The 13,585-nt window shown below is 64.1% G+C and carries 13 protein-coding genes; 3 read left to right on the top strand and 10 right to left on the bottom strand.

Translation table 11 applies throughout. From position 1 onward, the window contains the following. Positions 1-14: 14 nt before the first annotated feature. From doeB to ehuR, 10 genes are all read right to left on the bottom strand, one after another. Positions 15-1,019: a N(2)-acetyl-L-2,4-diaminobutanoate deacetylase DoeB gene (gene doeB, locus AC3CCE_RS26130; protein ID WP_352625511.1), complete on the bottom strand. Its 1,005-nt coding sequence runs from the start codon at positions 1,017-1,019 to the stop codon at positions 15-17. 5 nt (positions 1,020-1,024) lie between these two features. Then, a complete protein-coding gene (gene doeA, locus AC3CCE_RS26125; protein WP_352625509.1) occupies positions 1,025-2,203 on the bottom strand; it encodes an ectoine hydrolase DoeA in 1,179 nt (392 codons plus the stop codon). Between the two features lie 38 nt (positions 2,204-2,241). Beyond that, complete coding sequence (locus tag AC3CCE_RS26120; protein ID WP_352625507.1) at positions 2,242-3,234, bottom strand: cyclodeaminase; 993 nt, start codon at positions 3,232-3,234, stop codon at positions 2,242-2,244. A gap of 232 nt (positions 3,235-3,466) precedes the next feature. Beyond that, positions 3,467-4,453 carry a hydroxyectoine utilization dehydratase EutB gene (gene eutB / locus AC3CCE_RS26115; RefSeq protein ID WP_352625505.1) on the bottom strand — a complete coding sequence of 329 codons (987 nt, stop codon included), beginning with the start codon at positions 4,451-4,453 and terminating at the stop codon, positions 3,467-3,469. Positions 4,454-4,458: 5 nt separating this feature from the next. Further along, complete coding sequence (eutA, locus tag AC3CCE_RS26110; RefSeq protein ID WP_352625503.1) at positions 4,459-5,238, bottom strand: ectoine utilization protein EutA; 780 nt, start codon at positions 5,236-5,238, stop codon at positions 4,459-4,461. Between the two features lie 7 nt (positions 5,239-5,245). Beyond that, positions 5,246-5,905, bottom strand: coding sequence for an ectoine/hydroxyectoine ABC transporter permease subunit EhuD (gene ehuD / locus AC3CCE_RS26105; RefSeq protein ID WP_352625501.1), 660 nt, complete (start codon positions 5,903-5,905; stop codon positions 5,246-5,248). A gap of 34 nt (positions 5,906-5,939) precedes the next feature. Further along, entirely contained in the window at positions 5,940-6,599 is a 660-nt protein-coding gene (gene ehuC, locus AC3CCE_RS26100) for an ectoine/hydroxyectoine ABC transporter permease subunit EhuC (protein WP_023667875.1), read from the bottom strand. Positions 6,600-6,762: 163 nt separating this feature from the next. Beyond that, complete coding sequence (ehuB, locus tag AC3CCE_RS26095; RefSeq protein WP_023682674.1) at positions 6,763-7,614, bottom strand: ectoine/hydroxyectoine ABC transporter substrate-binding protein EhuB; 852 nt, start codon at positions 7,612-7,614, stop codon at positions 6,763-6,765. Positions 7,615-7,677: 63 nt separating this feature from the next. Then, positions 7,678-8,463 carry an ectoine/hydroxyectoine ABC transporter ATP-binding protein EhuA gene (ehuA, locus tag AC3CCE_RS26090; protein ID WP_023682675.1) on the bottom strand — a complete coding sequence of 262 codons (786 nt, stop codon included), beginning with the start codon at positions 8,461-8,463 and terminating at the stop codon, positions 7,678-7,680. 124 nt (positions 8,464-8,587) lie between these two features. Beyond that, the gene (gene ehuR, locus AC3CCE_RS26085; protein ID WP_352625499.1) at positions 8,588-9,973 is read right to left on the bottom strand and encodes a MocR-like ectoine utilization transcription factor EhuR; all 1,386 of its coding nucleotides are present in this window, start codon (positions 9,971-9,973) and stop codon (positions 8,588-8,590) included. A gap of 82 nt (positions 9,974-10,055) precedes the next feature. On the opposite strand from ehuR, the gene AC3CCE_RS26080 reads away from it, so the two are divergent. From AC3CCE_RS26080 to AC3CCE_RS26070, 3 genes are all read left to right on the top strand, one after another. Beyond that, the gene (locus AC3CCE_RS26080) at positions 10,056-10,544 is read left to right on the top strand and encodes an Lrp/AsnC family transcriptional regulator (protein WP_023686966.1); all 489 of its coding nucleotides are present in this window, start codon (positions 10,056-10,058) and stop codon (positions 10,542-10,544) included. A gap of 130 nt (positions 10,545-10,674) precedes the next feature. Beyond that, the gene (locus AC3CCE_RS26075; protein WP_352625497.1) at positions 10,675-12,168 is read left to right on the top strand and encodes an NAD-dependent succinate-semialdehyde dehydrogenase; all 1,494 of its coding nucleotides are present in this window, start codon (positions 10,675-10,677) and stop codon (positions 12,166-12,168) included. 32 nt (positions 12,169-12,200) lie between these two features. Next, positions 12,201-13,580 carry an aminotransferase gene (locus AC3CCE_RS26070; protein ID WP_488377222.1) on the top strand — a complete coding sequence of 460 codons (1,380 nt, stop codon included), beginning with the start codon at positions 12,201-12,203 and terminating at the stop codon, positions 13,578-13,580. The last annotated feature ends 5 nt before the right edge of the window (positions 13,581-13,585 follow it).

Here is a 13,585-nt window from a genome sequence, read left to right as displayed (position 1 = left end):
CGTACTCTGCGAAATCACGATGAAACCACAAGGGCCAGGACGGCGGCGCAGTCACCGGCTTTGACCAGGCCGGGGAAATGCCGCGCCGCCAGAATGCCGGACATTTTTGCCTTGATCTCCTGCGGAGCGATGCCGGTGCGGCCGGTGGAATGGATGCGCGCCAGCACCGAGCCTTCTTTCACAGGCTCGCCGAGATCGACCATGGTTTCGATCATGCCGTCGTCCTCGGCGAAGGAGAAGCAATCGCCCGACGGCATGTCGAGCCACTGCGTCGGGCTCTTCTCTACTGCACCGGCGACAATGCCGGCATGACGCAGCACATTGCTGATGCCGCGCCGCGCAATCCGCACCGTCTGTGCGCGCGAGGTGCCGCCGCCGCCAAGCTCGGTGCTGACGAAGACCTTGCCCATTTCCTCCGCCGCCGTGTCGTACATGCCGACGGAGTCGATCTCGATCATGCGCATGGAGAACGGAGCCGCGAATGCGGCGACCGCGTCGAAGGCTTTCTGCTCCAGTGCCTTGTCGGGCACCGTGTGCGCGGCACAGAAGGGCACGAAATCCAGCGTCCTGCCGCCGGAGTGGAAATCGAAGACGAGGTCGGCGCGCGGCAGCAGTTCGCGTTGAAAGTAGTCGGCGATCTTCTCGGTCACCGTGCCGTCGGGACGGCCGGGAAAGCTGCGGTTCATATTGCCCTTGTCGATCGGCGACGTCCGCGTGCCGGCGCGGAAGGCCGGATAGTTCATCGCCGGCACAATGATCACCGTGCCGCTGACCTGTTTGGGATCGAGCGTGCGGGCAAGATCGTAGAGCGCCAGCGGCCCCTCATACTCGTCGCCATGATTGCCGCCGGTGAGCAGGGCAGTCGGCCCCTTGCCGTTGCGGATGACGCAGATCGGGATCATCACCGAGCCCCACGCCGAGTCGTTGCGGCTGTAGGGCAGGCGCAGGAAACCATGTTGCACGCCGTCCTTGTCGAAATCGACGGTCGGGGCGATCGGGGATGGGCGAAGGCTAGGCATCGGGCTCAATTCTTCACCACCAGTTTGCGCGGTACATTGGCGAGGCACTCTACACCGGTTTCGGTGATCAGGATGGATTCGGTGATTTCCAGTCCCATGGTCTCCAGCCAGAGACCGGTCATGAAATGGAAGGTCATGCCAGGCTTGAGTTCGGTGCGGTCGCCGGGGCGCAGGCTCATGGTGCGTTCGCCCCAATCCGGCGGATAGGAGAGACCGATGGAATAGCCGGTGCGGTTGTCCTTGACGATGCCATATTTCTTCAACACGGCGAAAAAGGCGTTGGCGATGTCCTCACAGGCATTGCCGGGCTTTGCCGCCGCCAGCCCCGCCTCCATGCCTTCCAGTGTCGCCTTCTCGGCATCCAGGAATTCCTGTGTCGGCTTGCCGAGAAAGACGGTGCGCGACAGCGGGCAATGGTAGCGGTTGTAGCAGCCGGCGATCTCGAAGAAGGTGCCCTCGCCCGACTTCATCGGCTGGTCGTCCCAGGTGAGATGCGGCGCCGAGGCGTCGGCGCCCGACGGCAGCAGCGGCACGATCGCCGGATAGTCGCCGCCGATGCCGTCGACGCCGCGCGTGCCGGCATCGTAGATCTCGGCGACCAGATCGCATTTGCGCATGCCGACCTGGATCTTGTCGACGATGCGCTGGTGCATGGCTTCGACGATACGAGCCGCCTTGCGCATATAGTCGATTTCAGTCGGGCTCTTCACCGCGCGCTGCCAATTGACCAGCGCTGTCGCGTCGACGAAGCGGGCGTTGGGCAGGTGCTTCTGCAACGCGGCGAAGGCGGCAGCCGAGAACCAGTAATTGTCCATCTCGACGCCGATGGTCAGCTTGCCCCAGCCGCGATCACTAAGCACGCTGGCCAAAAAATCCATCGGGTGGCGCTCGGTCGACTGCACGTAGTGGTCGGCATAGCCGACGATGTTGTCATGCGCGAGATAGGCGGTGCGCTTGGCGCCATTGGCATCCTGGCCGCGGCCGTACCAGACCGGCTCGCCCGATGGGGGCACAATCACTGCTTGGTGCACATAGAACGACCAGCCATCATAGCCGGTCAGCCAGGCCATGTTGGAGGGGTCGCTGATGACAAGCAGATCGACGCCTTTCCCCTCCATGGCTTTCCGCGTCTTGGCGAGGCGATCCGCAAATTCGGCGCGCGAGAATTTCAGGTTCGGTTGCATTGTTCTTGGTCCTCGTTTGTTGGGCCTTGCGGCCAGCATCAGCTTTCAAAAATGGTTCCGGCATTGGCCGCCCGCGCCCGGTTGCGAGCGAGCGTGGCGATCGCCGTATCCTGCACGCCGGTGCCGGTGAGGTCGGCGATGGTGATGTCGCTGGGTGAGCGCCTTCCGTGCCGTTCGCCGGCGATGATCTGGCCGAGTTCGGTGACCGCGGCATCGGCTCCCATCACGCCCGATGCGATGGCGTGATGCAGTTCTCCCAGACGCCGTGTCTGCTTGGCGCTGTCGGCGACATAGAGATCGGCCATGCGCAGGATCGCCGGCGCGATCTCGTTCTTGTGTTCGGCATCCGAGCCCATGGCGGTGATGTGCTGCCCGGCAACGACAAGGCCGGCCTTGATCAGCGGCTCGGTCGACGGCGTGGTGGTGACGATGATGTCGGCGCCGATGGTTGCTTTGGCTGCATCCGGCTCGGCGCGCACGAGAATGCCGAGCTTTTCGCGCAGCGCGCCTGCGGCCGTCTCCGCCTTGACCGCATCGCGCGCCCAGATACGTGCCTCGGCGATCGGCCGCACCAACATGAGCGCTTCGAGTTGCAGCCCGGCTTGCACGCCGGCGCCGAAGATTGCGGCGACGGACGAATCCGGCCGCGACAGATGCTTCGCCGCGACGGCGCCGGCAGCAGCGGTGCGGACATCTGTGAGATAGCCATTGTCCAGCAGCAGCGCCTCGACCACACCGGTTCTTGCCGAGAGCAACACCATCATGCCGCCGCCGCTGGGCAGACCGAGCTTCGGATTGTCGAAGAAGCCGGAGCTTATCTTAACGGCGAAACCGTCTATTCCAGGCACATAGGCCGACTTCACATCGACCTCGCCGCGCTGCTCGTGAATGTCCAACCGCAGGATCGGCGGCATCGCCACCGGCAATGTGGCGAGCGCGCGGAAAGCGTTTTCGACGCAGGCGGCCGCGTCGAGATCGAGCGGCACGATTGTGCGCAGTTCCTTCTCGGTGAGGATCGTCATCCGGCTCATGTGTCGCGCTCCATACTAGCGCGCACCACGAAGGATAGTGTTCCGTCACACCCCCCTCTGGCCTGCCGGCCATCTCCCCCGCAAGGGGAGAGATTGGACTGCACTCCTGCCTTCGCCAATCTCCAGCGCAGCAAGAATAGCGACCGCATCGAAGCTGCCGATCTCCCCCCTTGCGGGGGAGATGTCCGGCAGGACAGAGGGGGGTGGGCGGGAATTCGGCGTGGGAGAGTTTTCATGCCGCGCGCTCCGCGATTGCGTCACCGCAGACGATCTTGCGATGCGTGTTCATGTCGATATTGCGGCCCGAGAGAAGAACGACCACCGGCCCGGTCGCCCTGACCTTGCCGGCGAGTAGCGCAGCGATGCCGACCGCACCGGCGCCTTCGACGATCTCGCGCTCTTGTTCATAGGCATGTCGGATGCCGGCGGCGATCTCGTCCTCGGTGAGCAGGATGACGTCGTCGAGCAGATCGCGGCACATGGCGAAGGTCAGCCGGTTGTCGAGACCGATGCCGCCGCCGAGCGAATCCGCCAGTGTCGGCAGTTCTTCAACCTCGACCGGCCGGCCGGCGTCGAGGCTGGCCTTCATCGCAGCGCCACGTTCCATCGAAACGCCGATCACTTTTGTCCTGGGGCTAGTGCCTTTGATAGCTGCGGCGATGCCCGAGGCCAAGCCGCCACCGGAAAGCTGGACGAGGACGAGAGCGGCATCCGGGACCTGCTCGATCATCTCCAGTCCAAGCGTGCCCTGCCCAGCGATGATGGCCGGGTGGTCGAAGGGCGGCAGCATCACCAGTCCCTCCTGCGCCACCAGCCATTCGACCTCCTGCTGCGCCTCGTCCTGACTGTTGCCGATGATGCGGACATCCGCGCCAAGCCGACGGATTTCGTCGAGCTTGTTGCCCGGCACCAGTCGCGACATGCAGATCACCGCACGCATGCCTTCGAGCTTCGCGGCATGGGCCAGCGCACGGCCATGATTGCCGGTCGACGCCGCGACCACGCCGCGCGCCTTCTCCTCGGCGCTCAGCGAAGCAACGGCATTCGAGGCGCCGCGCAGCTTGAAGCTGCCGGTGGTCTGGCGGTGTTCAAGCTTGAGGTGGACGGGGATGCCCAGTCGTTCGGAAAGGCTGTGAGATAACCCTGTCGGCGTGCGTTCGATTTTGCCGGCAATTCGCTCCCGGGCGGCACGAATATCGTTAAGGGTGACTGTCGTCATGATCGTCAATCGCGCGGCAAAGGCAGCGTCATCAGACGGCCAAATTCGGGATGCGACGTCCCGTCGCCACACAACCGCAAACAGTTCCAGGCGCTCGCCTGGTTGCTGGTGACGACCGGGCGAGCGATCGCCTGTTCCACGCCGGGAACCGCGAGCGCTCCGCGCAATGCGGTGCAGGACACGAACAGTGCGTCGGCCTCAGCGTGTGTCGCCTCTCGTGCGAGATCGACAATCGCTGCCGGCGCAATGCGCGCCATCTCGCGATCGTCCTCGAAGCCGAGGCAGGTGAAGCTGACGATCTCAAAGCCGCGCTCGGCGAAATACGTCGCCATCGGCCTGGAGGTTTCGACCGTGTAAGGGGTGAGGATGCTGATCTTCTTGGCACCCAGCGCCTTCAGCCCGCGGACGCCTGCCATGGGCGGCGTGACCACAGGAACACCCGGCTTGGCAGACTGGATCGCCGCCTCGATCTCGGCGTCGCCAATCACCACCGAGGCCGAGGTGCAGGAGTAGCAGATCGCGTCGAGCGGCTCGTCTGGCAGGATCAGCGCGGCGCCCGCCGCCAGCTCCGGCTGCATCTTGCGAAGGTTTTCCGGCGTCGTCGGATTCTTGTAGGGAATGCGCGCGACATAGACGCCGATGCGCTCGCTCGCCGCCATGCGGCGGAAATCCGGTTCGCTGGTGTGGTCGGTGGCAAGGATGATCAGGCCGACGCGCTTTTCCAGCGGACGCGCGTCGAGCGCCGGCCTTGTCGGCATCAGCCTGATCTCGGGCAGCGGTTTCATCACAGGACTACCTTTCGATCGTGCCGTAGCGATGTTCCAGCCAGCGCAGCAGCACGACCGAGAAGAGGCTGATGACGAGGAAGAAAGCGCCGACCAGCGTGATCGGTTCGATGTAGCGGTAGTAGGTGTTGGCGACGCTCTTGGCCTGGTTCATCAGCTCCAGCACGGTGATCGCCGATAGGAGCGGCGTCTCCTTGAACATGGCGATGAAATAGTTGGCCAGAGCCGGGATCATCGGTGGGATCGCTTGCGGAATGATGATGTTGGTCCAGGTCTGCGTGGCGCTCAGATTGCAGGCCTTGGCCGCCTCCCACTGGCCGCGCGGCACGTTGTCGATACCGGCGCGATAGACTTCCGCCGTGTAGGTGCCGTAGTGCAAGCCGAGCCCGATGACGCCGGCGACCAGCGGCGGCAACAGGATGCCGAAATCCGGCAGCACGTAGAAGATGAAATAGAGCTGCACCAGAAGTGGCGTGCCGCGGATGAATTCGGCCGCCCAGCCGACGGTGCGCGACAGGACCTTGTTGGGCGAGCGTCGCGCCAGCGCGATGCCCAGACCCACGATAGCGGCCAGCACGGAGCCGAGCAGCGTTGCCAGGATGGTGATCTTCACGCCCTGGATCAGCGTCGGCAGGATCTCCCAGACGAAGTTCCAATCCCAATCCATCAGGAGGCCCAATTTATCAGAAGGGCATTGGCCATCAGACGCGCACCCCGTCGAGGCCGCGCGCCATGCGGCGTTCCAGAGAACGCACGCCCCAGGAGATGATCAGCGCCAGGGCGAAATAGATGATCAGGATGGTGGTGAACGGCGCCAGCGTGTTGCCGGTCTGCGAGCGCACGACCTGCGCCTGAAAGGTGAGATCGGCGAGCGAGATCAGCGACACCACGGAGGTCGCCTTGAGCAGTTCGATGGCATTGTTGCCGAAGGTCGGCAGCATGACCAGCAGCGCCTGCGGCAGGATGACATGGCGCATGCCTTGCCAGCGGCCGAGGTTGAGCGCGATGCAGGCCTCATATTGTTCGCGGCCGACCGACTGGATGGCGCCGCGTACCACCTCGGCCGCATAGGCGCCGACATTGAGGCCCAGCGCCAGCACACCCGCCTGCAGCGGCGTCAGTTCGAGGCCGATCAACGGCAACACGAAATAGGCAAAAAACAGCTGCACGAAGATCGAGGTGCCGCGGAAGAATTCTATATAGGCGGTGGCCAGCCAGCGCAGCGCAAAGAAGCGCGACACGCGGCCCATGCCGGCGAGGAAGGCCATGATCAGGGCGAGCACCGACCCCATCAGCGTCAGCTCGATGGTGACAAGCGCTCCCTGCAATATCAGGCCGAGGTAGCCGGACCACTGGGTCATTCGGGTTCCAACGGTTGGGTTCTAGCTCCTTCTCCCCGTACACGGGGAGAAGGTGCCGGCAGACAGATGAGGGGCAGCGCTAAATTCTCAGAACCTGGCGCCGCCCATCATCCGGCCCTTCGGGCCACCTTCTCCCCGTGAACGGGGAGAAGGCAAAACGGCCCTATTTCGCCGCGCAGAGTTTGTCGCGCGTGGTCGACATCGCTGCTGCCGCCGAGAAGCCGTAGGGCTCGATGATCTTGGCGAACTCGCCGGATTTCTTCAGCTTGGCGAGCTCGACATCGAAGGCATCGCGCAGGGCCTCATCGCCTTTCTTGAAGGCGGCGCCGTCGCAATAGACCGGCGCGCCGACCACCGGGGCGATGACTTCGAGGTTCGGATCGTTGGCTTTCTTGACGAGGTCGTTGATCGACAGGACGGGAAGCGAATAGGCATCGATGCGACCGTCCTGCAGCATCTTCAGGCCGCTCTGGCCGTCCGGCACGACGATGACGCGCTCGCGCGGCACGCCGGCGTTGAGCGCCAGCTTCTCCTCGGTGCCGCCACCGGGCGCGCCGATGGTGGCTGACGTGTCCTTGGCGACGTCCTCGTAGCTCTTGAAGCCCTTCGGATTGCCCTTCTTGACCAACATCGCCTCGGCGTCGCACAGCACCGGCTCGGAATAGACGACCGCCGCGCAACGCTCCGGCTTCATGAACAGGCCGGCGGTGACGACGTCGAAGCGGCCGGCCTGCAGGCCGGGGATCATCGCGCCATATTCGGAGATCGAAGCGACGATGTCGGCAACACCGAGACGCTTGAAGACCTCGCGCGCCACGTCGGGCGCCGCACCCGAAACTTTGCCGTCGGCGGCGACCGCCGTATAGGGCGGCTCGTTGGCGATCGCGACGCGGGCAAAGCCCTGCGCCTTCAATTGCTCGAGCTTGCTGTCATCGGCCGAACCGGTGCTCGACGCGGCGAGCACCGCCGTCAGTGCGAGACCGGCGACGCCGGCCAGAATGCCAAGTTTCTTCATTGTTCCCAACTCCTTGTTGTCTTCTTGGTTTTGTCTGGGGCGGTCTTCCGCCCCGCAAAGCGGTCAGACACGATGTCCGGCTGCGATGATCTTCTTCAGGAAGCCTTGCGTGCGCTCCTGCTTTGGATGGCGGAAAATCTCGTCTGGTTTGCCCTCTTCGACGATCTTGCCGCGGTCGAAGAACAGCACGCGGTCGGCGAAGTCGTGGGCAAAGCCCATCTCGTGGGTGACCAGCAGCATGGTCATGTCGGTCTCTGCGGCGAGCTTGCGCATGACATTCATCACCTCCTCGACCAGCTCCGGATCGAGGGCCGACGTCACCTCGTCGAACAGCATGATCTTCGGCGACAATGCCAGCGCACGGGCAATCGCCACGCGCTGCTTCTGGCCGCCGGACAGCTGCGCCGGCATCGACTTCGCCTTGTCGGCCATGCCGACCATGTCGAGCAGTTCCATGGCCCGCTTTTCAGCGGCGGCGCGAGGCGTGCCCTTGGTCAGCATCGGCGCCAGCGTGACGTTATCCATGACGCATTTGTGCGGAAACAGATTGAACAGCTGGAAGACCATGCCGATCTTCTGCCGCATCTTGGTCAGGTGCCGCTCGTCGGCGGGCAGCAGCTGGCCGTTGCGCTCCATGTGATAGAGCTGCTCGCCATCGATCTGGATATGGCCGCCGTCGATCTTCTCCAGCGTCATCAGGATTCGCAGGATCGTCGTCTTGCCCGAGCCGGACGGGCCGATCAGCGCCAGCTTCTCGCCGGGCATGACCTGCATCGACAGGCCGTCCAGTACCTTGAACGAGCCGAAGCTCTTCGAAATGGCGTCGACCTTGATGATGGGTGAGGACAAATGAATTTCCCCTGCTGGAGAAGCCTGTGCCCTTAACGATGCGGAACGCGCCAAATCATGTCAATTGGGAAAATAAAATCATGACAATATTTCCGGCACTGCATGATTCCAGAGCAATTCCCGCTTAGATTGCGAGCAGCAGATGCTCCGGATCGCCAAGCAGCAACTTGGTGACAACGCCGAGGCCGGCGCGCAGTTCCCCCTCGGTGGTCGAGCCGAGCGAGATGCGCACCGCCGGATGCCAGGGCGCATCCGAGATGCGGAAGGAGGTGCCGGGCGCGATCGCCACGCCTTGCAGGCGGGCCTGGGCGACGAAGCTTTCCTCGGCACGGTCCGCGGGCAGTTGCAACCAGACATGCAGCCCGTCGCGCCTGGCGCGATAACCAACCCCGCCCAGCACCTCGGCTGCGATGTCCTGGCGGCGGCGCAATGCCGCGCGCTGCCAGCGAACGAGTTCCATCGCCGTGCCGTCGGTCACCCATTTGGTGGCGATCTCGGCCACCAGCGGCGTCGCCATCCAGTTCGACACCAGATGCCGGTTGGCAACGGCGGCGACATAGCGGTCGGGCGCCGCGAGATAGCCGATGCGCAGGCCAGGTACGGTGATCTTGGTGAAGGAAGTGACGTAGAGCGTGCGCTCCGGCGCAAAGGCGGCGACCGGCGGCGACCGGTCCTCGATCAGCGGACCCAGCACATCGTTCTCGATGATGGCGATGTCGTGCTTGCGCGCGACCGCGGCGATCTCTTCGCGCCGCCGAGCGTCCATCAGCGTCGCCGTCGGGTTGATCACCGACGGTTGCACGAATACCGCGCGAATGTCGGTGAGCCGGCAGACCTCGTCCAACGCGTCCGGGATCAGGCCATTGCCGTCGATCGGCAGGCCTTCCAGGTTGAAGCCGAGATAGCGCGCCAGCGGCACCAGCGTGTGGTGGCCGATGGCCTCGGTGGCGACAGTCGATCCCGGCGGCGCAACGCTCATCAGCGCCACGGTCATCCCGGCGGTCGCGCCATTGGTCAGGCTGATATTCTGTGCGGAGGTGTCGAGCCCACACAGTTTCAGCCATTCGACAGCCACCGCGCGGTGACGCGGGAACACCATGTTGGGCCGGAACGACAACGCCGAACTGGATGGCAGGTTTTCGGCCAGCCAGCCCAGCGCCTGCTTCAGCCGCTCCAAATGCATCGGCTCGCAGACCGGCTTCAGGATTGACAGATCGATGACCTCGCCGAGGCGCTCCGGCAGATAGGGCGGCTCCGGGTCGCGGCGCTGCGTCTGGACAAAGCTGCCACGGCCGATCTCGCCCGAAATCAGGCCGCGCCGGATCAGTTCTTCGTAGGCGCGGCTGACCGTCTGCACCGACAGTTTTAAATCGTCTGCCAGCCTTCGATGCGTTGGAAGCCGCGCGCCGTTGGCCAGCCGCCCGTCATGAATGGCGCGGGCGAACTGGTCGGCCAGCGTTTGATAGGCTGGCCGGCGGATGAGCGCAGGGTCGGGTTGCCATGATGTCATGACTTAATAGAGATCGAAATCAGTGCAATTGACAATCGAAATAATGCGCCGTCATGGTGATGCCGACAAAAAGCGGACGCCGATGACATCGAAACTCGACGCGGTCGACCTCAGGATACTCGACGCCATCCAGCGCGACGGGCGCATCACCAAGCTGGCGCTGGCCGAACAGGTCGGGCTGTCGCCGACGCCGTGCTGGATGCGGCTGCGCAAGCTGGAGAAGGCAGGCATCGTCTCGGGCTACCACGCCAGGATCGCCATGCGCGTGGTGGCGCCGGTCGCCACCGTGTTGATGGAGGTGACGCTGGCCAGCCATCGCCAGGCCGATTTCGACCGCTTCGAACGCGTCATCCGCGACATCCCCGAAATCGTCGCCTGCTGGTCGGTGGGCGGCGGCGTCGACTATGTGGTCAAGGTGATGACGCGCGACATCGACGCCTATCAGCGGCTGGTCGACGACCTGCTGGAGCGCGAGATCGGCATCGACCGCTACTTCACCTACATCGTCACCAAGACGGTGAAGGACGAAATCGTGCTGCCGATAGCCGACCTGCTGCCGGCGTCGGCATAAGCCCGGAGAGAATGTCTGTCGGGACGGCACAATAGAGAGAGTTCTCTCTCCTTCAGGGCGTCGAAACAGTCTCTCTGTCTGCATGTGACGGATAGTCTTCCCGCATCGTCCGAACCGGGAGGCCTCGACCATGTCCGCGCATTTTGCCCGCTCGCATCGCCATGAGGCGCTCGACCGCCTCTCCGACCGCCGGCTGCTGCGCGAGCTTGCCTATGTCGATGGGCATTGGACCGCGAGCGAAGCGGCCGAAAGCTTTGAAGTCACCGATCCGGCCACAGGCGCGACGGTCGCGTTTGTCGCCGCGCTCGATGCGCAGCAAACGACAAGGGCAATCGGTGCCGCCGCGCGTGCCTTCCCGGCTTGGCGGTCACTGCTGCCGCAGGAGCGGTCGAGAATTCTGCGAAAATGGTTCGAGCTGATCATCGCGGCGAAAGACGACCTTGCCCTGCTGATGACTTTGGAACAAGGCAAGCCGCTGCAGGAATCGCTCGGCGAAATCGACTATGCCGCCTCTTTCGTCGAATGGTATGCCGAAGAGGCAAAGCGCCTCAACGCCGAGAGCGTCACCAGCCATCTGCCGAATGCCGAGATGATGGTGAGGCGCGAGCCGCTCGGCGTTGTCGGCGTCGTCACGCCCTGGAATTTTCCGGCGGCGATGCTGACCCGCAAGGCGGCCGCCGCACTCGCCGCCGGCTGCACCATCGTCGCACACCCGTCCTCGGAGACGCCGCTGTCGGCGCTGGCGCTGGCTGAACTCGGCGAGCGCGCCGGCCTGCCCGCCGGCGTCTTCAATGTCATCACCGGCAAGGCTGCTGCCATTGTCGGTCGCATGTGCGAGGACCCGCGCGTTCGCGCCATAAGCTTCACCGGCTCGACCGAGATCGGCCGGCTGATCGCGGCGCAAAGCGCGCCGACGATGAAGCGGCTGGTGATGGAGCTTGGGGGCCACGCGCCGCTGATCGTCTTTGCCGATACCGATCTGGACAAGGCGGTGAGCATCGCCATCGATGCCAAATTCGCCACCTCCGGCCAGGACTGCCTCGCCGCCAACCGCATCTACGTCCAGCGCCCGATCTACGATCGCTTCTGCGCCGCTTTTGCCAGGCGTATCGAGGCGCTGCGCACCGGCAACGGCCTTACCGACAAGATCGATATCGGACCGCTGATGCATGAGCGCGCCGTGACCAAGGTCGAGGAACAGGTCGCCGATGCCGTCGCCCATGGCGCGCGCTGCCTCACCGGCGGCAAGCGGCATCAGGCCGGGCCGCTGTTCTACCAGCCGACGTTGCTGGCCGATGTCAGCGACGAAGCGCTGATCATGCGCGAGGAGACTTTCGGGCCGGTCGCCGCAGTCACGCCGTTCGACAGTGAGGACGAGGTGATCGCCCGTGCCAACGCCACAGAATATGGCCTCGTCGCCTATGTCGTTACCGAGAACGGCGCCCGCCAGCAACGTATGGGCCGCGCGCTCGACTACGGCATGGTCGCCATCAACCGCGTCAAGATCACCGGCGCGCCGATCCCATTCGGCGGCGTCAAGCAATCCGGCATCGGCCGCGAAGGCTCGCGCCATGGGCTCGAAGCTTTCGCCGATCTGAAGTACCTCTGCCTGGACGTCGCATAAGTCCGTCCGGCCATCTCTCAAGGAGTCAAAAAATGCTCGACCAATCCAACGAACTCAATGCCTGGGATCGCGACCATTTCTTCCATCCTTCGACCCATATGGGCACGCATGCGCGGGGTGAATTGCCGACCCGCATCATGGCCGGCGGCGAAGGCGTCACCGTCTGGGACAACAATGGCAGGAAGAGCATCGATGCCTTTGCCGGTCTCTATTGCGTCAATGTCGGCTATGGCCGCCAGAAGATCGCCGACGCGATCGCCACCCAGGCGAAGAACCTCGCCTACTACCACGCCTATGTCGGCCACGGGACCGAGGCCTCGATCACGCTGGCCAAGATGATCATCGACCGCGCGCCGAAGGGCATGTCGAGGGTCTATTTCGGCCTCTCGGGTTCGGATGCCAACGAGACCAACATCAAGCTGATCTGGTACTACAACAATGTGCTGGGACGGCCGGAGAAGAAGAAGATCATCTCGCGCTGGCGCGGCTATCACGGCTCGGGCGTGATGACGGGATCACTGACCGGGCTCGACCTGTTCCACAACGCTTTCGACCTGCCGCGCGCGCCGGTCCTGCACACGGAGGCGCCCTATTATTTCCGCCGCGCCGACCGCTCGATGAGCGAGGAGCAGTTCTCGCAGCATTGCGCCGACAAGCTTGAAGAGATGATCCTGGCCGAAGGTCCCGAAACCGTCGCCGCCTTCATCGGCGAGCCGATCCTCGGTACTGGCGGCATCGTGCCGCCGCCGGCCGGCTACTGGGAGAAGATCCAGGCGGTGCTGAAGAAGTATGACGTGCTGCTGGTCGCCGACGAGGTGGTGACGGGCTTCGGCCGTCTGGGCACCATGTTCGGCTCCGACCATTACGGCATCAAGCCGGACCTCATCACCATCGCAAAGGGGCTGACCTCGGCCTATGCGCCGCTGTCGGGTGTCATCGTTGCCGACAAGATGTGGCAGGTGCTGGTGCAGGGCTCCGACAAGCTCGGTTCGCTCGGCCATGGCTGGACCTATGCCGCGCATCCGATCTGCGTCGCCGCAGGTGTCGCCAATCTCGAACTGATCGACGAACTGGACCTGGTAACGAACGCCGGTGAGACCGGCGCTTATTTCCGCGCCGAACTGACCAAGGCTGTCGGCGGGCACAGACACGTCGGCGACGTGCGCGGCGATGGCATGCTGGCGGCGGTCGAATTTGTCGCCGACAAGGACGACCGGGTGTTCTTCGACGCCTCGCTCAAGATCGGGCCGCAAGTGGCGACAGCACTTGCCGCCAGCGGCGTCATCGGCCGCGCCATGCCGCAGGGCGACATACTAGGCTTCGCGCCGCCGCTCTGCCTGACGCGTGAGGAAGCCGACATCGTCGTTTCGAAAACCGCCGATGCCGTCAACAGCGTGTTTTCCAATCTCTGAGATCG

This window comes from Mesorhizobium sp. P160187, from assembly GCF_057766425.1.
This window is presented reverse-complemented; position numbering and strand designations above follow the sequence as displayed.